Source organism: Fictibacillus sp. NRS-1165, assembly GCF_050468105.1.
Lineage (GTDB): Bacteria > Bacillota > Bacilli > Bacillales > Fictibacillaceae > Fictibacillus_C > Fictibacillus_C terrinigri.
Genome location: NZ_JBDPNU010000081.1, coordinates 1 through 19,774, shown reverse-complemented (window position 1 = coordinate 19,774; position 19,774 = coordinate 1). Strand labels below are relative to the sequence as shown.

Here is a 19,774-nt window from a genome sequence, read left to right as displayed (position 1 = left end):
TTCACATATGTATACGCGTTGCGTTTTGTCTTTATCTCATTCTGTTTAAATTCCTCTAGAAGAGCAATATAGTAGCTCCCATCAAACTCTCTTTGGACTTTCAGCGTAATTTCTATGGCGACGCTGACCATATAATCACTCATTCCAGTGAAGTGCTTACCAAATTCAATGAATGCCGTATCACTTTCTTTTAATTTAATCCCCTTTGAAGCCAGGTACTGGAAGTATTCCTCGATTGAAAACTGAGACAATTGCAACCCATCCTATTCTTTGAAGATTCAAGTAAATTGTATCAGTCAAAAATGCCTTTAATCAATGATTTCTTTTTTCCCATGGATCGTGTTTCCGTGAAGTGCCTGCGTTGCTAGGGAATCTGCCTCTTTATTTTCTTTTCTGTCGATGAGCTCATAGGAAGGTTTAATTCCAAGTCTCTTTAGTTTCTCTTCAATTTTGTCCATCCATTTTTGCAGTACTTCTTCATAGCAAGGCCATTCTCCGCTCATTTGATGAATCACCACCATGGAATCCCCTCTTACCGTGACGGGGGTCCTCTGTACACCCAGCCGTTCGAGTTCATTGACAAGCAGCCAAAGAGCCGCATACTCTGATTCATTATTCGATTCAATCATATGGTAGGAGGCATTGGAGCGTACTCTGTATTTCTTGTCCGATTGTTTATAATACACCGCTGTTCCCTGCCCTGATAACCGCTCGTCTTTTTGAAACCCCCCATCGAAAAACGCGATGATCTCAGATGGTTCCGTTTCAATGACAGCCACCATCTTCTGAAGTTCTTTTTTTGACCAATAAACACCCGTTTCATCAAGAAAAGTAAGATTTCCTAGGCGGCCGGTTCTTTCAATGTCAGCAGCGAGCTGCACCGCATCAGCCACCGTCACGGGATCTGAAACAAACCGTATCATACTTTTTGATCTTGAGGGCTTATATTCCCATTCCAACGTAACCTTCATCACAGGTCCTCCCTGAATTTGTATTTCACATTTCTTATTGTATCCCAATTCGCTATAATAGAAAAAACAGGAGGGGATCGGATTGATCGAAGTGTATATTGACGGAGCTAGCGCAGGTGATCCGGGGCCTTCGGGAGCAGGTATATTTATAAAACTCGGAAATGGAACGGTTGAAAAACACAGCGTTCCACTCGGAAGCATATCGAATCATGAGGCAGAATTCCGCAGCCTGCTGCTTGCTTTATCGATCTGTATAGAAAAGAACTATGACCCGGTTTCATTCAGAACCGATTCTCAAGCCGTGGAAAGAGCGGTAGAAAAGCGGTTTGCTAAAGATAAACGCTTTGACAGCTTACTCCAGGAAGCATTACTGATGATCGATCAGCTTCAGCTGTTCTTCCTCAAATGGATACCAAGCAAACAGAATAAGGTGGCGGACGACTTAGCCCGAAAAGCTGTCCAGCTCAATAACGCGCGATGAAAAGAAAAGCAGCTGATTCTGGCCTTCTTCTCGTTGCATTGGTGTGGGGAACCACATTTGTCATTGTTCAAAACGCGGTTGCCTTCCTCCCTCCGTTCGCATTTAACAGCATCCGTTTTTTTCTGGCTGCCCTCATCTTGGGGGTCTGGACCGTTTTTTCACGTCATCAAAAAAAGGGACATAAAAGAAATGAACGGATCTGGCACAAAGGAATCTCTCTCGGCTTCTGGCTTTACCTGGGATATGGTTTTCAAACTGTCGGTTTAGTTTATACGACATCCTCTAAGACTGCGTTTATCACCGGATTGAGTGTGGTGGTTGTTCCTCTAATGGCTGCGTTTTTATTAAAACAGAGGCTGACTGTTTCCTCGGCAGCGAGTGTTATCATGGCAGCAGCAGGTTTGTATCTGTTAACCGGCGGCAGCAGCTTGGCCATGAACAAAGGGGACTTTTTCGTCCTTCTCTGCGCATTTTCTTTCGGGATGCACATTGTAATGACTGCAAAATTCGCTTCCGGTGCTCCCGTTTTATGGTTGACGCTCATACAACTGGCAGCCGTCTCCGTTTTAAGCATGATCACATCTCTTTTCCTTGAAAATTTGAGAGCTGTTTTCATATGGGAAGTCATGCTTCAGAAGGAAGTTGTTATAGCTCTAGTCGTTACCGCTATTTTTGCTACTGCTCTAGCCTTTTTGGCACAAACTTATTTTCAAGGCTACACAACGCCTGCGCGAGTGGCTCTCATTTTTGCTCTCGAACCCGTTTTCGGTGCTCTGACCGCGTATTTATGGGCAAATGAAACCCTTGGTGCGAAAGGGATCACAGGGTGCATCCTTATTCTCGCCGGAATGGTCGCTGCCGAATTTCCGTTCGCAAAAATAGTAAAGAAAAGAAAAACAAAAGAGTGGGTTAATTCTTAACCCACTCCGGTTAATTCCTAACCCACTCTTACGTGTATCTCAAGCTCAGAAAGCTCGTCCAGCAGTTTAGATCGATCTACTTTAATCTGTATATCATCAAAATTCAAATCAAGAATATCCGGTACATCGGTATATATCTTGCAAAGATCCTTGCTCAAAAACGCCATTTCTCTTCCTAACTGGAGTTTTTTAAAATACCTTTTATATTTCTCGTCCAGTTCATCTACCTTGTTATAGATTCCTTCAACATTTCCATATTGCTGGATAAGAGGAAGTGCCGCTTTTTCACCTACACCGGCCACACCGGGAATATTATCACTCTTATCTCCCAAAAGTGCTTTTACATCCACCCATTGCGATGGTTCTATGCCATAATCAGCCTGAAAATGAGTGAGTGTGTACTTTATTTCCCCTTTTTTTGCAGCGATCAGCTGAGAAGTTTTGCCGCAGAGTAATTGAAGCAAGTCTCTGTCATTGCTGTAAATCATGCATTCTCCGCCTTTTTCTTCCCTCCATTTTTGTACGAATGTGCCAATAATATCATCCGCTTCATATTTTGGAATAGTAAACTGAGGAATGCCTAAGTTATTAAAAAGAGAAACGGCTGTTTCATATTGCTGGATCAAAGGCTCCGGCAATTCATTTCTCGTTCCCTTGTAATCCTGGAATTTTTCTTTGCGAAGCGTTTCGTTTCTCTTCACATCCCAAGCGATGGCCAAGTGAGTCGGCGTGTGGATTCTCACCAGCTGAAGCAGTTTTTGAATCTTGGCCCGAAGACCATTGATGAATAAGCCTTTGGAGTTGCGTTGCAGCTGATGCAGCTCCTTTCCGTATGCCGTAGCGAAGTAACATCGGCTCAATAAATTAAACCCGTCAATAAGCAATAGTTTTTCTTGTTTTTCTTCCAACTTTTTCTCCACCATTCCCCATGCCTTATTAAAAAACCCAAGTTTTTTTATTTATTCAAGATTAATGATTTTTTTGTTTTTTCAAAATAACAAAACTACAAAAAAAACTTATTTTACGTGTAGTAAAATAAGCTGTTTATGTATGTCCGCTTTGCCGTAACTCATCCTGTCTTAAAAACCCGTTCTCACAGGTGGGTATCCGCAGCTGTATTTTCATCTTCCTCTTACGAATGGAGAGGCACGATGTAATCAACAGACATGTAGGATTCCCTTAATACACATATCGGTTTAAGACAAAATAAGAGCTACTAACATCGCAGACTGTTATTATAACGCGATATTATTCATTTGTAAATACATTTACTTCGTTTTTTTCCCGTGGCGATGGCCCTTGCTTTTGGATTCTTCCATTGAAGCAAACTCAGTATCACTTCGCTGTTCCATCTGTTTGGCATTGTTATTGCGCTGGGCATTGGCATTCCCTTTTTTCTGTTTTCCCAATGTATCTCAGCTCCTATTATCTAGAGTAAACCTATTGTTTCCTATCGTCAAAAAATAAATGTGTTACATAATTTTCCTGACCATGGAAACCATAAAGAACAGGAGGTTGATGCAGAATGTCAAATGCTTATTTATGCCCAAACTGTAAAACTAACCGTACCAGGTTTAATCTGATTGCACAAGTTCCGCAGTCTGTGAAATTAGATCCGGCTACAGGCTCAGTCGTTAATCATTACGAAAATGCTGAAGACTTGGACCCTTTTCATATGCCTTATAATGGTGCGAATCGGCTGGTTCAATGTGCAACATGCGGTGTGATCGGAGAAGAAACAACTTTTATAAAACGAGCGCAGAACAACCCTCTTTAAAAGATGAACAGCATCGTTCATCTTTTTTTTGCCTGAAAAAGGAATTCAGCCCCACGCGGCGAAATGTACCATGAAAACCAAAGGAGGAATGAAACGATTGCAGGTAAAAAATAGTAAATCCCATCTTTTTAAAATCCCGAGGTGCAATATTCATAATGATGAATTTCAAATTGTTTCCCAGTATTATGAAAGTGAATATCTGGCGTATCGAACGTTTATCGTGTCCAAAGCAGGTACACCCTATCTCCTCTATGAACTCGGCATTACCTACGGTGCGGCATACGAGCTGAATCAACATTATCCACTTCATGTTCCCGCTTTTCTTCTTCCTCTTGGCTTGAATTTTGTTTATGAAATGCTGAAAGCCCCCTGTCCACCTCATTTTTCGTCCTTAATCACGAAACAGCACATCCATTCTCTATCCATCCATTGGAGCAAGCTCCCTCCGATCACGGATCATTTCACGACTCATTCATTCCATAGTTAAAGAAAACTTTTCATGAATCTTTCTTGACGAGAAGCTCTTTTTGGGTTCCTGATCCAACTTCGCCGCACCAGTCCATTATCGTCAAAGTGATGATTACAGCCGCCTGAAAGATTTTATCCAATTCAATATGTTCGTCTGGATAATGAGCCACAGAAGTAACACCAGGACCGAATACAATGCTCGGTGTGCTGCCGACAGCGGTTAACAATCCTCCGTCTGTTCCCCATGGCGAAGCTTCGATCACGGGCTCATTCTGACATATTTCAGTAAACCGGCGGGTCAGCAGCTTCATGAGATCATGGTCTTGATCAATGCTGCCCGGAAGCCACTGAGCTCCAAACCATTCTACTGTCGGGGGATGCTCCTGAAGCCATTCATCGTTCAGGCTTGCGAGACGATCTTCAAGCTCGTGCTTCACATCCTCAAGCGTTTCACTTGGAGCTACTCCTATTCTCCCTTCAATCACAATATGGTCAGGAACAGATGACGGCCACTCACCGCCTGATATTTTCCCTAAGTTAATCGGTACAGGAATAGGTACACTTTCATAGAGCGGATCTGTAATCCTCTCATTTCTCGCTCTTTCAAGGTCCTGCAGCTCCTTAACAACAATCATCGTCTTTTCAAGTGCACTGACCCCTTCGTATCTTGTACCGCCATGAGCTGAGCGGCCGTACACGTTGACCCTGAACCACATGGATCCTTGCTGGCTCGGAAAAATCTTCATGTTCGTCGGTTCCGGAATGATGGCTGCATCGGCAGTATAACCCCTGAGGATTGCAGCCAAAGTTCCGGCACCACCGCTCTCCTCCTCCATTACACTGTGAAAAATAACATCTCCCTTCAACGGAACATTTAATTCCATTAAACACTGAAGGGCGAGGAGGAGACATAGGTTTCCGCCTTTCATATCCGTTGCACCCCTGCCGTATAGCTTGCCATCCTTGATTTCACCGCTGTAAGGATCGTTTTCCCATTGAGTGAGATCACCCGGAGGCACAACATCGACATGTCCGTTTAAAACGACGGAGCGTCCCCCGCCGCTTCCTTTTAGGACAGCAGCTACATTTGGGCTGGCGGAAAAATCTGTTCTCGTCGCACAAAAATAAGGATGCTGTAAAAATTCAGCTTCATCGGGATGCCAAACATCTACTTCCAGACCTATGCTTTCAAGTTTTTTTGCAATCAGCATCTGCACTTCTTTTTCTTTTCCCTGCTCGCTGTTTGACCGAACCATTTCCTGTAAAAATGCAATCGCCTCTGGTTTCTGTCTGTCCATCCAGTCTTGAACTTCCTTCTTCATGTTCTCCCTCCTGACACTATTTATTGAAAGGTTTCAATCTGATCGAGAATTTCCAATGGAGCTCCTGTTGATTTCTCCACATCCTCAATTGTATAAGGATGCATTACTTCTCTTAAGACAAGCTTCTCATCCTTCACATCAATGACGGCTTTTTCAGTGATAATCATATTCGCGCCCTTTTGCACGGTCAGCGGTAATTTGCATTGCTTTACAATCTTTGGATTGCCTTCTTTGTCTGTATGGTTCATAAGTACGATGACTTTTTTTGATTTTTGAGCGAGATCAATCGCTCCTCCCATGCCCGGCACCCGCTTTCCAGGTACAATCCAATTGGCGATGTCCCCTTTTTCACTGACTTCCAAAGCTCCAAGAACGGTAATGTCCAAAAGCCCGCGCCGGATGATGCCAAACGCTGTCGCACTGTCGAAATAGGAGGCTCCTGAGATCAAGGTGACCGGATATCCCCCTGCGTTGGAGAGGTTGCCGTCTTCTTTTCCCTTTTCCGGAGATCCTCCCATGCCAAGAATTCCGTTCTCAGTATGAAGCATCACTCCATGGTCATTGGGAATGTAATCAGCAACCAGCGTCGGAATGCCGATGCCTAAGTTGACGATCATTCCTTTACCGATCTCAAGTGCAGCTCTGCGTGCTATTTGTTGTCTTGTTTCAATTCCCAAACCCATTTCCAGTCCACCCCCTTGCTTTGAACGATATGATCTACGAATACTCCGGGAGTTATGACACATTCCGGGTCCAGTTCACCTGCGGGTACGATTTCTTCGACTTCTGCAATCGTAATGTTGCCGGCCATCGCGATGAGAGGATTCGTATTCCGCGCGCTTTTATCGTAGACTAAATTTCCATACGTATCGGCTTTTTGTGCATAAACGATGGAAACATCTGCTGTCAGCGCGGGCTCAACCATATAAGTGGCTGAGTTAATTTCAACTTTTTGCTTACCGGATTCAACGACCGTACCCAGGCCTACATCCACTAAAATACCTCCAAGGCCCATACCTCCGGCCCTGATCTTTTCAGCTAAAGTGCCCTGTGGAATAAACTTCACAGCCAGCTCCCCGTCGTGCATCTGTTTGCCTGCTTCAGGATTTGAGCCAATGTGTGAAGCGATAATGCGGCTGATCCGCTTTTCGGTAATGAGCTTTCCCGGGCCGATCCAAGGGAATCCGGTATCGTTGCTGATCATGAAAATGTCTTTAATATTGCGGTCTAGAATCGCATTAATTAAGCCAGGAGGCGCTCCGACTCCTCCAAAACCTCCAACCATCAGCGACATGCCATCAAAAAAAAGAGCAGCGGCTTCTTCCATCGTTATGAGTTTTGTTTTTGATGAAGTTTCATTGGTGCTGTACAGCATGGATTACCTCTCCTTCCCTAGCTCGTTGCTTTATGAATCAGAATTCCCGATGATACAAGATGGTTCATTAGTTCCTGCAAACTCTCATCCAATATTCTTATTAACTCATAGACTTGAAACGACGTGATGACTAAAGGAGGCGAGATTAAGACTGAATCGCCTTCATAGCCTGTAACCCCTCCGAATGCTGGATAAATGATCAGACCTTTGTTGAAGCAAATGGAAATCAGCTTCTCCCCCACACGATGGATGAAAGAAAATGGCGTATGATTCACGGCATCATTGACAAGTTCCAGTCCGCATAACAGGCCTTTGCCGCGTACATTGCCGACAAAAGGATATTTTTGTTCCAGTTCTTTCAACCCAATTAATAAACGTTCTCCCTGTTCCCCGGCATTCTGAACAAGATTTTGCTGATCCATATATTCCATGACTGAACAGCATGCGGCTGCAGATAGAGGGTTGGCGCTGAAGGTGTGGCCGCTCATTACCACTTTGGATCCTTTTCGTATCACATTGATGATCCGGTCGGACACCACAGTAGCCGCCATTGGGGTATATCCAGCACTGAGCCCTTTGCCGAGGGTCATGATGTCGGGTTCAATTCCCCAGTGGTCAATCGCAAACATTTTTCCTGTCCGGCCCATTCCTGTCATGACTTCATCCGCGATGGTTAAAATATGATATTTGTCACAGATCTCTTTCACCTTTTCATAGTAGCCTGTAGGTGGTACAATCGCGCCGCCTGCAGCGCCGATGATCGGCTCAAAAATAAACGCAGCGATGTTCTCAGGCCCCTCCTGCTCGATCGCACGCTCCAGTTCGCCAGCACATTCCAATCCGCACCCGGGGTATGTATTTTTTAATGGACATTGGTAGCAATATGGAGCCGGAGCAGCAGGGAAATCTTCAAGCAATGCCGAGAATCGTTCTCTTCTCATATGGTGGCCGGACATTGACAGTGCCCCGAGCGTTATCCCATGGTAGCTGGTCCAGCGGGAAAGTATTTTCGTTTTCGTGTGAATTCCTTGTTCCTGAAAGTACTGAATGGCAACTTTTAAAGCTGTTTCTGTTGCCTCGGACCCGCTGTTTACAAAAAATGTCCAGTTTAAATCGCCAGGAGTGATACGGGCAAGCTTCTTTGCCAGCTTCTCTGCCGGCAGACTTGTAAAGTGTGAACGGTAAACGAAGGCAACCTGCATCGCCTGTTCATGCATCGCGTCTGCAATTTCATCTACCCCGTGGCCAATATTCGCGGTTACGGCACCAGAGGAACCATCGATGTACCGCTTGCCGTTTTCATCATATAAATAGATTCCTTTTCCATGGCTGATCATGGGATAATTGGCATCCAGCACCGGTTTAATAATTCCTGTTTTATCCATGATGGGCACTCCTTCCATTCATGATGGAAAAGCAACGGAAATCCGCTGCTTTTCAATGTTGTGTATTTAAAAGGATTTAAAGTAATTTTTCTTTAAGAACCTTTCTTGTGCCATCAATTCTTTGAACGTCAAAACCTGGTTCAGCTTTTTTGTATCAATCAACATCAGCTGATCTTCGATTTCTTCTACGATCTCATCCTCATGATATTCCATACCGCAGGACTCACAATACACCGCCGGGATTTCTTTAATTTGAAGTGCCCGGGTGCCGTCGTGCAGTTCCCAGTATCCTGTTTTAGTAATGTCCTTCGCTGAGTGATCATTGCACCACATGCATTCCTTCATGAGCGGGCCTCCTATGCTTCTTTTACTGTGCCATCTTCTTGATTGGCTGTTTCTTTTTTCTGTTCATGTTTATATTTCTTTTCCTTCATTTCATCCCGTTTTTCCCGTTTGTCTTTCAATGTGGTATGCTGAGGGTTCGTTTCGTATGTTTTTCTTCGGTCTAACCGGTTTAAGCCTTCAGGAACGATATTGGATTTCTCATCTTTCATAAGCGCAGTAATCCCAATTGCTGCCGGCTGTTCTTTGATGCCCATGGTCTCGTTGAAATACTCATCCGCCAGCCCTGCTTTATAGTTTTGAGGTTCGGGATAGGATGTAATAACTCCTTCAAAGTTTCGTAAAATTACTTTGTCAGGGCTCTGTGAAATCAAATAATTAGGCTGAAGAGAGATTTTTCCTCCTCCACCCGGTGCATCAACAACAAAAGTCGGGACAGCATATCCTGACGTGTGGCCGCGCAATGCTTCAATGATCTCCAGCCCTTTTGAGACAGGAGCGCGGAAATGCCCGATGCCTTCCGATAAGTCACATTGATAAATATAATAAGGGCGCACCCGAATTTTCACGAGATCGTGCATCAGTTTTTTCATTATATGCGTGCTGTCGTTGATTCCTGCAAGGATAACAGACTGATTGCCTACCGGTACACCGGCATTCGCCAGCATTTCACACGCCTTTTTGGATTCCTCTGTTATTTCAATGGATGTATTAAAATGGGTGTTGAGCCAAACCGGATGATATTTCTTTAAGATATTGCAAAGATTTTCAGTTATCCTCTGAGGGAATACGACGGGCGCCCGAGTCCCGATCCGAATGATCTCCAAATGAGGGATTTCTCTTAGTCTCTTTAAGATATATTCAAGGATGTTGTCATTGATTAATAAACCGTCACCTCCAGAAATCAGGCAATCTCTAACCTGCGGAGTCGCAGCAATGTAATCAATGGCTGCGTCAAGCTGCTTTTTAGGTACACCCATTCCGATCTGTCCTGAAAAACGTCTTCGTGTACAATATCGGCAATACATCGAGCATTGGTTGGTCACAAGGAAAAGCACCCTGTCCGGATAACGGTGTGTCAGTCCAGGAACCGGAGAATCTTCATCCTCATGCAGAGGATCTTCAAGATCATATTTGGTTTTCAGGATTTCCTTTCCGATCGGTACGGACTGCATCCGGATCGGACAGCGCGGATCATCCTGGTCCATCAGCCATGCATAATACGGTGTAATATTTAAAGGAATCGTCATGGTGGATATCCGAACGCCTTCTTCTTCTTCAGGCGTTAAGTTCACGACCTTTTTTAAGTCTTGCAGATTTCTTACCGTATGCGTCAGCTGCCAGAGCCAGTCATTCCATTGCTCATCTGTCACGTCTTTCCATAACTCAATTTCTTTCCAATGTCTTTTTGGCTGGTACAATCCATTCACGATAGGCATTTTGTTCCCTCCTTGTATACTTACCTCGCTCATTTATAGATGCAAGTTCCGTGCCAAAAACAAAGAAACTGATAAAAGCACTTAGATCCGTGGATTTTCTGATATTGGTAATGTATGCGCCCATTGCTTAATTTGGCAAAACAAACAAACCGCCGAAAATCCGGCGGTTTAGTTCCCTTTGATTTTTAGTTTGTATTGGAGAGTCTGTCTAGGTATTTTCAGGAGCTGTGCTGCTTTTTGAATATTTCCATCCGCAGCAGATAGTGCCTTGGATATCAGTTCACGTTCCCGGTGAGCAAGAGCCTCCCGAAGAGGAGGAATAGCGGGGTTCTCAATAGAACCGGCAAGAGCAGGAGTTGCCAGGAGATGATGAGGCAAATCTTCAACTTTTATCTCCTCATGATCATCCGCCATATTCATGGCATATTCAATGACATGTTTCAGCTCCCGGACATTCCCTGGCCATTGATATTGCTGAAAAAGATGGAACGCTTCTTCTGAAAGTCCCTTGATTTGTCTTTTGAATTGAGCATTATATTGTGAAATAAAGTGCTGGCCAAGCAGGTGGATATCTGAAATCCTCTGCCTTAAAGGAGGGATTTCAAAGAAAATGACGTTCAGCCTGTAGTATAAATCTTCTCTAAGCTTATTGCATTTCACACATTCTGAAGGATGTTCATTTAATGCTGCCATAATCCTTACATTGACCAATTTGCCTTGAACGGCCCCTATTCTGCGGACAACCCCATCTTGAAGAACCCTAAGTAGTTTAGCCTGTATGTCTAACGGCATCGAATTGATCTCATCCAGAAAAAGGGTTCCTCCATCTGCCAGTTCAAAAAGGCCCGGCCGGTCAACCGCACCCGTAAAACTTCCCTTGACGGTCCCGAAGAGAATACTCTCCAGGAGCTGTGAAGGAATAGCCGCACAATTCTGGGCGATAAATGGTTTATTCTTTCGCGATGAATGATTATGTATTCCTTGAATAAGAACCTCTTTGCCGGTCCCTGTCTCCCCGAATATAAGTACGGGTGAAGAAGTTTCAGATACCTTCCTCGACAGTGACTTTAACTGGCCGATCTGAGGATCATCTGATATAAAATCCTCTAACTGATAAGATGCATAATGGCCATTTTTGATGGTAACGGAACGGTTCTTATGAAATTGCGCCTGCATATCAAGAAGCTTCTCAGACAACTGTTTTATTTTTGTGAGGTCCTTTGATATTTCAATCGCTCCGATCAGTTCGCCGTCAACGATGAGCGGCAGCGTCGTGTTGACCGTATCGACCCGCTTGCCGTTTACGTTTGTATAGGATTGATGCTGATTAATGATCGGCTTTCCTGTTTTAATAACGTTTAGCAATGTACTGGTTTGCTGATTTAATGAAGGAAAAGAATCTAATACATGCCGGTTTAGTACTTGAGAAACGTTTAAACCATCAAGGCTTGCGGCGACTTCATTATAAAAAATGGTCATCCCCCTTGCATCCACCGCATGAATTCCTTCATCAATCGTTTTTAAAATCGCTTTAAGCATCTCAATCGTTTCAACCGAGTCTTTAAACATAGGCACCTCCAGTCTGGATCAAAAACAAGCTGCTCAATTTTCATCCGTAGTGCCGAAAATTCAGCACTAGTTTTCTGATAGATCTCTCATCCAGAGGTTCATGTCCTCGTATTTATTAAAAATCAGGCAATTTTTCGTAAATCTCCCATGATATTTATAGCCTCTTTGAAAAAAGACGGCATTCATTCCAAAGGACAAAGATCGTGCAATTGAATAGGCACAAAATATTTTACGATTCTTCAATTCCATTTCGAGTTTTTCAATCAAGATTTTCATCAGACCAAATTTTCGGTGTTCAGGCAATGTGGCACAGTCCGTAAGTTCTGCATTATGATATTGCAGGTTAATATCCGCTGATGCAGCACTTACAATTTCTTTGCAATGTTCGATTACATAATAGATGGTTCCGTGCTCCATCGTCTTTTTAATATACTCAGGATCGTTCATTGGAGTAGGGTAAACTTGGAACACCTCCCCATATAAGGCGGCCAGCCCTTCTGCATCGTTTAGATCAGCTAATCGGATCAGGTAATTCTCCGGCAGAGAATATCCGCCGGATTTTACATTGGGCAGTTCAAGAATCTGATCGATAATTTTATCTTCCTCTACCCAAAAGTCACTTCGCTTCCTCTCGTTCGTGTAAAAACGGCACATCGCAACAGCATCGCTCCCATTGAAATACTGGCTGAATACCGCTTCTGGCAAATATCCCAATGCCAGAAAGGCTCCGACATGTTCTGATCTCGCCTTAATGATCACTTTCGAGAAGTCGTGCTGAACTGCCAGTTCATGAACCTCAGCTGCAAGGGCAGCAATATTCCCTCTATAATCATCCACTCTCAATCGCTCACTAAAGTAATCCAGAAATAATTCGGCTGTTACATCTCCCTTATTAATTTCTGTTTGTTTATAAAACGTATCAGTTTGCATTAGTTGAATACCCCCCATTTCTACTTTGTTTATTCCATAGCGATCTGTTTATTCCTTTAAAAATTTCAAATGGAAGGCAAAAGAAAAAGAACTGCCAGCTGGCAGTTTAACGATATTTTTTTGAAAAGCTTTTTAACCTTTCTACTGTTTTTAGGTCAGAGTACCGATTACCAAGCTCCCCGTGAAAAACTGTTCCGTTGCGAATTCCATGATAATCACTTCCTCCCGTTGGAATTAACTGATAGCGCTCGGCAAGGTGTCGATAATGAGCTTCCTGCTCAGCTGAATGATCCGAATGGTAGACCTCGAGCCCTGCCAAACCTTGTTCCTTCAGCATAGGTATCAGTTCGTCCTGGTCATATAAACCCGGGTGAGCCAGAACGGGAACACCCCCGGCATCAAAAATAATCTTAATGGCCTCAGCCGGTGAAATTCTCTCTGTGACGGCGTAAGCAGCCTTTCCTTTCCCTAAATACTTTTCAAATGCTTCCCTCAAAGAGCTGATAATTCCTTTCTCCATCAGTACTTCTGCGATGTGGGGACGGCCAATATTGCCGCCGGACGACTTCTTTTTTGCTGCAACTTCTTCCATGGTGATCGAGAACCCAAGTTTCTGAAGGTTTTTTACGATCTTTTCATTTCTCTTATTTCTGACAGTACGCAGCTGCTCCAGCTTCGAAAGGAACTCTGCATTCTCATGGTCAATGAAATACCCAAGAACATGGATATCCTGTCCGTTGGCGAGGGTACTGATTTCAATTCCCGGGATACATATAAAGTTCGAATAGTTGTCCGCCTCGCAGAGTGCCTCAGAAACGCCTGAAACCGTGTCATGATCAGTTACAGCCAGCCCGCCCATCCCTTTTTCTGCCGCAAGCCTGATGTTCAGAGCCGGCGAGTTCACTCCGTCTGACGCCGTAGAATGAGTATGCATATCGATGTTTGCTGCCATAGTTTGTTCCTTTCAAAATTATTATTAATACGGTACGTGAAATTATCTTTTGGCTAATCAATCTCATTTTCCGGATAAGAAATCCAGTCGCTCCAGCTTCCCGGATATAACTTTATATTCTCGATACCTGCTTCGTCCATACCAAGCACATTGGCGCAGGCCGTCACTCCCGATCCGCAATATACGATGACTTCTTGTTTTTCTTTTAAGGGTTGATGAAGCTTCTTCAGCTCATCTTGATCCAGCCACTTGCTTCCTTCTGTGAGATTCTTCAGCCATGGAGCATTCACCGCTCCTGGAATATGTCCCGCTTTCTTGTCGATGGGCTCATGCTTGCCTTTATAACGGTCAGGATCCCTTGAATCAACAATGATGGTTCCCTTATCACCTTTTAAAGATGCTTTTCTGACTTCTTCCATTCCGGCTGTTGTCCATTTACTTTTCTGAGGAGTAAAAACCGCCGGCGGCAGAACAGTATTCTCAGAAGTTACTGGGTACCCTTTTCTTTCCCAGGCAGAAAACCCTTCTTGCAGGATAAAAACTTTCTCTGCGCCCAAACGTTTCAGCATCCACCATAATCGGGCAGCATACGAGCCTCCCTGATCATCATAAGCAATTACCGTTTTGTTTTCATTCATTCCTAAACGTCCAAACACTAACGACATTTCTTTTATTGACGGGAGGGGATGGCGTCCTCCGTGCGCTGTCACAGGGTTTGACAGGTCTTTTTCAAGATCAACATAAATCGCACCTTGAATGTGCCCCGAATCGTACTGTTTTCTTCCGGCTTCCGGGTCGGAGAGGCTGAACCTGCAGTCACATATCACGAGCTCTGAGCGCGATAAATGAGACTCCAGCCATTCTTGTGTTACAATATTTTTCATGAGGCGACTCCTTTCGATAAATAATTAACGTTATTTTCATGAAACATAGGGGAAACTGATGTCATACGCAATATTAGCAAAGTGAGGATTGATATTATGAACAACCATATTCCAGAGGCCTGTATCGTACTTTTTGGTGCGACAGGGGATCTGGCTCACCGTAAACTGTACCCTGCACTCTTTCAATTGTACCAAAAGCAAAAGCTGAACGAAAAGTTTGCTGTCATCGGTGTCGGAAGAAAAGCATTTTCTCATGAAAAATTTCAGGAAGATGTGAAGCTTTCGATTTCCAAGAAGAAAAACATCCAAAATGACAAAGTGGATGAGTTCATCTCCCATTTTTATTTCCTGCCAATGGATGTAACAAACGAAAAAAGCTATCAGGATTTAAAGGTCCTTGCCGATGAACTTGACGGCAAATACAGCCTTGGTGGAAACCGCATGTATTATCTTGCGATGGCACCGCAATTTTTCGGTACCATTCCTTCCTTCTTAAAATCAGAAGGGCTGACAGAGACGGAAGGCTGGCAGCGCCTGGTCATTGAAAAACCTTTTGGCCACGATCTTCAATCAGCGACTGAACTGAATGAGCAGCTGCAGAAGAGTTTCCCTGAGGAAAGCATCTACCGCATCGACCACTATCTAGGGAAAGAGATGGTCCAGAACATTCAAGTCATACGCTTCGGAAATGCGATCTTCGAATCGATATGGAACAATAAGTACATATCCTCTGTTCAGATCACCTCCAGCGAAACTCTTGGCGTTGAGGACCGTGCATCGTATTACGAAAAATCCGGTGCGATATTGGATATGCTTCAAAATCATATGCTTCAAATGGCGATGATGGTCGCCATGGAGCCTCCAGGCGGACTGGATCCTAAATTGATCCGCGATGAAAAAGTTAAAGTTCTTCGAGCCCTTCGTTTCTACAATGAAGATGAGGTGGCTAAGAACGTCATCCGCGCTCAGTATAAAGAAGGCACAATGAACGGAAAAACTGTTCCTGCCTATGTGGATGAAGAGAATGTCGATCCCGCTTCAAAAACAGACACATTTGTCGCAGCCCGCGTATTTATTGATAATTTTCGCTGGGCCGGTGTCCCGTTCTACCTCCGTACCGGTAAACGGATGGCGACCAAGGCAACCGAAATCGTCGTGCAGTTTAAGAACGGGCCGATGGCGCTTTATCATGAGCATGATGACCACTATCAGCCAAACCTTTTAAGGATTCATATTCAGCCGGATGAAGGGTTAAGCCTCTCGCTGAACGCGAAGCCTCAAGGGGACTTCCCTGCTCTGCTTCCGATCAATATGAGCTACTGCAACAACTGCCAAAATGAATTGAACAGTCCGGAGGCCTATGAAAAGCTGATGCACGATTGCCTTCTAGGTAATTCGACTTATTTTACCCGCTGGGACGAAGTGGCTCTTTCTTGGGAATTCATCGATGGAATCACGAACACATGGAAAAATGGAGATGTACCTCTCTACAAATACTCTTCAGGTACGATGGGGCCGCTTGAAGCGGAACAATTGTTGAACGAAGACGGTTATACGTGGTGGCCGCCGACCAACGTTAGAACAGATCGCGATAACTAGTAGGAACAAAAAAAGCTCACGGTTTCTGCCGTGAGCTTTTTAATGCAATGCAGGATTTAAAGGCTTGGTCGGAGCTTCTTCTTTTTTACCTTTTTCCTTTTCAGGCTTTATTGCAAAAAAGGCAAGAAGTGCCGCGAGCAGGCTGACACCCGCTGATGTGTAAAACACGATGGAATGATCAGACTTCATGATGATCGCGTACACCGGAGGACCGAGAGCGACACCGACAAAGCGCATGGAACTGTACAGGGATGTCATGGTTCCCCTCTCTTCCTTCTCGATTCCCTCTGTAATTAACGCGTCAAGACATGGCAGAGATGATCCGATGCCAATCCCGCTGACAAAAAGAATCCCAAGCAGGAAATAAAGTCCGTCCGTAAAAGTTACACACAGAAAGCAAACGGCGAGAAGCATGATTCCCCCAAATGTGAGCCATTTCATAAGAGTCTTGCTCTGACCGATTTTCTTTCCGGCAATATACGAAGAAATGGATAACGCCAGAAGAGGAATGGCTAAAACGAATCCTTTTTTGATCCCGTTGATCCCGTATTCTTCTTCGAGAGTCGTTGATAAATAAAATAAGACGCCAAACAGCACGAACATGATGATTCCGCCGATGGCAAAGATGGCCATCAGCCATTTAGCATTGCTCTTGAACGTTTTCTTGAACGATCGAAAAAACTCCTTGAAAGCCGACGGTGTCTTTTCCTCTTCTTTCTTCGGTACCTTAACTAAAAAAAACACTAGGCCGATGGAAATCAAGCAGAAAATCGGGATGAACCAGAATGGAAGATGCCAGATGAAGGTGGCCAAAGCTGCGCCGACGATCGGGCTCATCACTTTACCGAATGTATTGCTCGTTTCGATAAGTCCAAGCCCTGAGCTCACATCCTTTTCATCTTCAAACATGTCCCCTACTAATGGGAGTACAACGGGGGCCGCTCCTGCTGATCCGATGCCCTGCAACAGCCTTCCAATAAGAATGATGTAGTACGGATCATTCATTTTCCATGAAGCCCAGCCTGTTACTAGTCCCCCGATCCCCGCTATGATCAAGCTTGGAATAATGACTTTTTTTCTGCCCAGCCGATCCGACAGATAGCCGGCGATTGGAATAAGGATGATTGCGACAATCGAATATACCGTAATGATCATAGAGACTTGAAAAGACGATATATGTAGTTTTTTTTCAATCGAAGGCAGTACAGGGATCAGCATTGAATTTCCCAGGGTCATAACGAGCGGGATTGATGCAAGTGAAATAAGGTCCAGCTTTTTTTTCGATTCCATATTCTCCTCCACATATAGCATACACGCTTTCTCTTAGTATGGTTTTCAAGGCTTTTTACATACAAGAAAATCAAACCATTGACTCTAAAAGCCATTTAAAGCTAAACTTAACAACAAACCACATCCCTTACTGAAAGTAAACGGATGAAGAAAGGAAGAATAAGTTGGAACATTTACTGAACCCCGCGGTCAGACATATTCAGATTTCGGGAATCCGAACCTTTTATAACCTTGTCAGCCAATATCCGGACGCCATATCTTTCACCCTTGGCCTTCCTGATTTCCCCACTCCAGAGCATATTAAAGAGGCAGCCAAAAAAGCCATTGATGAAAATAAAACGGTGTATTCTCACAATGCGGGCTATATTGACTTGAGAAAAGCAGCCGCTGCCTATCTCAGCGAAAAATATGGAATGGAGTATGAACCTGAAAATGAAGTGATTGTTACGAACGGCGCCAGCGAAGCTATTGACATCTCCCTTCGAACGATACTGGATGAAGGATGTGATGTTCTGCTCCCTGGACCAGTATACCCCGGTTATGCGCCTGTCATTGATTTGTGCAAAGCGAATCCGGTATATGTGGATACCACCAAAAATGGATTTAAACTGAGTGCGGAGCTGATAAAAAAACATTTAACATCCAACACACGGTGTGTAATATTGCCGTACCCTTCCAACCCGACAGGCTGTGTTTTAACCCCGGATGAACTGAACGATATTGCAGCATTATTAAAAGATAAAGATATCTTTGTTCTATCCGATGAAATCTACAGCGAGCTGACGTATGGGCATACACATTGCTCCATCGCTTCAATGCCGGGAATGAAGAAAAAAACGGTCGTCATTAATGGCCTTTCAAAATCCCATTCGATGACCGGTTGGCGGATCGGCCTCGTTTTCGCTCCTGCAGAAATTGCAAGACATCTGTTGAAAGTCCATCAATACAATGCCACGTGTGCTTCCACCATATCACAGATGGCAGCCATCGAAGCATTGACAGACGGCAAGGATGATGCTCTGCCGATGAAAGAGGAATATGAAAAACGACTGGAATATGTCAGCAGGAGGCTGCAAGAGATGGGGCTGCATGCTGAAAAGCCAGGAGGAGCTTTTTACATTTTTCCAGACATCTCACCTTTTAGGATGACTTCACTCGAATTCGCCACAAATCTTCTAGAAAAAGAACGAGTCGCCGTTGTGCCTGGTTCCGCTTTTTCAAAACTGGGAGAGGGTTATATCAGGATCTCTTATGCGGCATCCATGGACGAGCTTACTAACGGTTTAGACCGACTCGAATCCTTTATTAAGACGTTACCCAATTTTATTGAATAGTTTACATAATAATATTATGTGCATTATAAAAAACCAGGCCTTCCAACTTTAAAAATTGGAGGCCTGGTTTTTCATTTGCACAAACTCTTCTACCATTTGTTCAGTAATCAGTTTACGCTGAGGAACGATTCCTTTTTGTGCGAGATGATTCATTTGTCTGCTCACTTCATTTATTTCAGCAACATCAAAAGGCTGCCCTTTTGTACAATGATCAACGGCAATATCAATCAATTCTTCTCTTCTTTTCTCCAGCTTCAGAAATTCAGAGACGATCGCATGCTGTCTGCTGGAATGTTTGCTGATCTCATGATGTACACTCATCCATTTATCCTCCTCTAACTTTACCTTCATTTAGTATAACATGGGATACTCCAACATTCACTTTTCTAAACATTTCAAATGATTTATCATTTAACTCCAAAAACCGATCTGGAAAAATTAGCGGCTGCAGCGAAGGAAATTCCTGAGTTGAACGTTCCTTCTTCCCTGTCCAAAGAAAATCAAAACACTTTCAAATCCGCTTTTAAAGATCTTAGCCAGTCATATAAGACAAGAGCTGAAGGCATCGGAAAAGAAGAAGTTACAGCTAAAGCTGATCAACAGTTCACTGCTTTCAATGATAAAGTCAATTCGATTCACAAAAAACTAGGCTTAATTGAAGCAAACTTTGCAAACGAAATACAATAATCATAAAAAAAGGAAACCGCTGTGCGGTTTCCTTTCAGCTTGTAGACAA

Annotated in this window: 23 protein-coding genes and 1 other RNA gene; 7 read left to right on the top strand and 17 right to left on the bottom strand. The window is 43.9% G+C overall.

Annotated features, from left to right (window positions below; translation table 11 throughout):
- Together ABHN01_RS23655 and ABHN01_RS23650 are read right to left on the bottom strand one after the other, a co-directional pair.
- On the bottom strand, positions 1 to 251 hold a 251-nt coding region (locus tag ABHN01_RS23655), incomplete at its 3' end, for a DUF6123 family protein (protein WP_429877577.1).
- 57 nt (positions 252 to 308) lie between these two features.
- Positions 309 to 971 carry a reverse transcriptase-like protein gene (locus ABHN01_RS23650; RefSeq protein ID WP_429877576.1) on the bottom strand — a complete coding sequence of 221 codons (663 nt, stop codon included), beginning with the start codon at positions 969 to 971 and terminating at the stop codon, positions 309 to 311.
- Positions 972 to 1,053: 82 nt separating this feature from the next.
- On the opposite strand from ABHN01_RS23650, the gene ABHN01_RS23645 reads away from it, so the two are divergent.
- Together ABHN01_RS23645 and ABHN01_RS23640 are read left to right on the top strand one after the other, a co-directional pair.
- Positions 1,054 to 1,452 (top strand): reverse transcriptase-like protein, encoded by a 399-nt coding sequence (locus ABHN01_RS23645; protein ID WP_429877575.1) that lies wholly within the window; start codon positions 1,054 to 1,056, stop codon positions 1,450 to 1,452.
- On the top strand, positions 1,449 to 2,372 hold the full coding sequence (locus tag ABHN01_RS23640; RefSeq protein ID WP_429877574.1) for a DMT family transporter: 924 nt from the start codon (positions 1,449 to 1,451) through the stop codon (positions 2,370 to 2,372). The genes ABHN01_RS23645 and ABHN01_RS23640 overlap by 4 nt, the downstream gene beginning before the upstream one ends.
- A gap of 17 nt (positions 2,373 to 2,389) precedes the next feature.
- Here the strand turns inward: ABHN01_RS23640 and ABHN01_RS23635 are convergent, their stop codons facing one another.
- The 3 genes from ABHN01_RS23635 to ABHN01_RS23625 all read right to left on the bottom strand — a co-directional run bounded on the left by ABHN01_RS23635 (position 2,390) and on the right by ABHN01_RS23625 (position 3,781).
- On the bottom strand, positions 2,390 to 3,280 hold the full coding sequence (locus tag ABHN01_RS23635) for a 5'-3' exonuclease (protein ID WP_429877573.1): 891 nt from the start codon (positions 3,278 to 3,280) through the stop codon (positions 2,390 to 2,392).
- Positions 3,281 to 3,419: 139 nt separating this feature from the next.
- A non-coding RNA gene (ssrS, locus tag ABHN01_RS23630) (6S RNA) lies at positions 3,420 to 3,606 on the bottom strand.
- A gap of 34 nt (positions 3,607 to 3,640) precedes the next feature.
- Entirely contained in the window at positions 3,641 to 3,781 is a 141-nt protein-coding gene (locus ABHN01_RS23625) for a hypothetical protein (RefSeq protein ID WP_290399399.1), read from the bottom strand.
- 116 nt (positions 3,782 to 3,897) lie between these two features.
- Here ABHN01_RS23625 and ABHN01_RS23620 point away from each other — a divergent pair, with 116 nt between their 5' ends.
- Together ABHN01_RS23620 and ABHN01_RS23615 are read left to right on the top strand one after the other, a co-directional pair.
- Positions 3,898 to 4,149 (top strand): DNA alkylation repair protein, encoded by a 252-nt coding sequence (locus ABHN01_RS23620; RefSeq protein WP_429877572.1) that lies wholly within the window; start codon positions 3,898 to 3,900, stop codon positions 4,147 to 4,149.
- An 88-nt stretch (positions 4,150 to 4,237) separates the two neighbouring features.
- Positions 4,238 to 4,636, top strand: coding sequence for a hypothetical protein (locus ABHN01_RS23615; protein WP_429877571.1), 399 nt, complete (start codon positions 4,238 to 4,240; stop codon positions 4,634 to 4,636).
- Between the two features lie 10 nt (positions 4,637 to 4,646).
- Here ABHN01_RS23615 and ABHN01_RS23610 read toward each other — a convergent pair whose 3' ends face one another.
- The 10 genes from ABHN01_RS23610 to ABHN01_RS23565 all read right to left on the bottom strand — a co-directional run bounded on the left by ABHN01_RS23610 (position 4,647) and on the right by ABHN01_RS23565 (position 14,815).
- Positions 4,647 to 5,939, bottom strand: a complete 1,293-nt coding sequence (locus ABHN01_RS23610) for a peptidase (protein WP_429877570.1) — start codon at positions 5,937 to 5,939, stop codon at positions 4,647 to 4,649.
- Between the two features lie 20 nt (positions 5,940 to 5,959).
- Positions 5,960 to 6,622, bottom strand: coding sequence for a 3-oxoacid CoA-transferase subunit B (locus ABHN01_RS23605; RefSeq protein ID WP_429877569.1), 663 nt, complete (start codon positions 6,620 to 6,622; stop codon positions 5,960 to 5,962).
- Positions 6,589 to 7,314: a CoA transferase subunit A gene (locus ABHN01_RS23600; RefSeq protein ID WP_429877568.1), complete on the bottom strand. Its 726-nt coding sequence runs from the start codon at positions 7,312 to 7,314 to the stop codon at positions 6,589 to 6,591. The genes ABHN01_RS23605 and ABHN01_RS23600 overlap by 34 nt, the downstream gene beginning before the upstream one ends.
- Before the next feature lie 17 nt (positions 7,315 to 7,331).
- On the bottom strand, positions 7,332 to 8,699 hold the full coding sequence (locus ABHN01_RS23595; protein ID WP_429877567.1) for an aspartate aminotransferase family protein: 1,368 nt from the start codon (positions 8,697 to 8,699) through the stop codon (positions 7,332 to 7,334).
- A 66-nt stretch (positions 8,700 to 8,765) separates the two neighbouring features.
- Positions 8,766 to 9,044 (bottom strand): YokU family protein, encoded by a 279-nt coding sequence (locus ABHN01_RS23590; protein ID WP_429877566.1) that lies wholly within the window; start codon positions 9,042 to 9,044, stop codon positions 8,766 to 8,768.
- Between the two features lie 11 nt (positions 9,045 to 9,055).
- Positions 9,056 to 10,474, bottom strand: coding sequence for a lysine 2,3-aminomutase (gene ablA / locus ABHN01_RS23585; RefSeq protein WP_429877578.1), 1,419 nt, complete (start codon positions 10,472 to 10,474; stop codon positions 9,056 to 9,058).
- Positions 10,475 to 10,648: 174 nt separating this feature from the next.
- On the bottom strand, positions 10,649 to 12,049 hold the full coding sequence (locus ABHN01_RS23580) for a sigma-54 interaction domain-containing protein (RefSeq protein ID WP_429877565.1): 1,401 nt from the start codon (positions 12,047 to 12,049) through the stop codon (positions 10,649 to 10,651).
- 66 nt (positions 12,050 to 12,115) lie between these two features.
- Positions 12,116 to 12,979: a putative beta-lysine N-acetyltransferase gene (ablB, locus tag ABHN01_RS23575; protein WP_429877564.1), complete on the bottom strand. Its 864-nt coding sequence runs from the start codon at positions 12,977 to 12,979 to the stop codon at positions 12,116 to 12,118.
- A 106-nt stretch (positions 12,980 to 13,085) separates the two neighbouring features.
- Positions 13,086 to 13,931 (bottom strand): PHP domain-containing protein, encoded by an 846-nt coding sequence (locus ABHN01_RS23570; protein ID WP_429877563.1) that lies wholly within the window; start codon positions 13,929 to 13,931, stop codon positions 13,086 to 13,088.
- Between the two features lie 53 nt (positions 13,932 to 13,984).
- Positions 13,985 to 14,815 carry a sulfurtransferase gene (locus ABHN01_RS23565; protein ID WP_429877562.1) on the bottom strand — a complete coding sequence of 277 codons (831 nt, stop codon included), beginning with the start codon at positions 14,813 to 14,815 and terminating at the stop codon, positions 13,985 to 13,987.
- 93 nt (positions 14,816 to 14,908) lie between these two features.
- On the opposite strand from ABHN01_RS23565, the gene zwf reads away from it, so the two are divergent.
- Complete coding sequence (gene zwf / locus ABHN01_RS23560) at positions 14,909 to 16,414, top strand: glucose-6-phosphate dehydrogenase (RefSeq protein WP_425589584.1); 1,506 nt, start codon at positions 14,909 to 14,911, stop codon at positions 16,412 to 16,414.
- A gap of 39 nt (positions 16,415 to 16,453) precedes the next feature.
- Here the strand turns inward: zwf and ABHN01_RS23555 are convergent, their stop codons facing one another.
- Complete coding sequence (locus ABHN01_RS23555; protein WP_429877561.1) at positions 16,454 to 17,704, bottom strand: MFS transporter; 1,251 nt, start codon at positions 17,702 to 17,704, stop codon at positions 16,454 to 16,456.
- A gap of 164 nt (positions 17,705 to 17,868) precedes the next feature.
- Between ABHN01_RS23555 and ABHN01_RS23550 the strand changes: the two genes are divergently transcribed.
- On the top strand, positions 17,869 to 19,038 hold the full coding sequence (locus ABHN01_RS23550) for an aminotransferase A (protein WP_429877560.1): 1,170 nt from the start codon (positions 17,869 to 17,871) through the stop codon (positions 19,036 to 19,038).
- Between the two features lie 48 nt (positions 19,039 to 19,086).
- Here ABHN01_RS23550 and ABHN01_RS23545 read toward each other — a convergent pair whose 3' ends face one another.
- On the bottom strand, positions 19,087 to 19,359 hold the full coding sequence (locus ABHN01_RS23545; protein WP_429877559.1) for a DUF2533 family protein: 273 nt from the start codon (positions 19,357 to 19,359) through the stop codon (positions 19,087 to 19,089).
- 78 nt (positions 19,360 to 19,437) lie between these two features.
- Between ABHN01_RS23545 and ABHN01_RS23540 the strand changes: the two genes are divergently transcribed.
- Complete coding sequence (locus ABHN01_RS23540; protein ID WP_429877558.1) at positions 19,438 to 19,725, top strand: hypothetical protein; 288 nt, start codon at positions 19,438 to 19,440, stop codon at positions 19,723 to 19,725.
- Positions 19,726 to 19,774 lie beyond the last annotated feature (49 nt).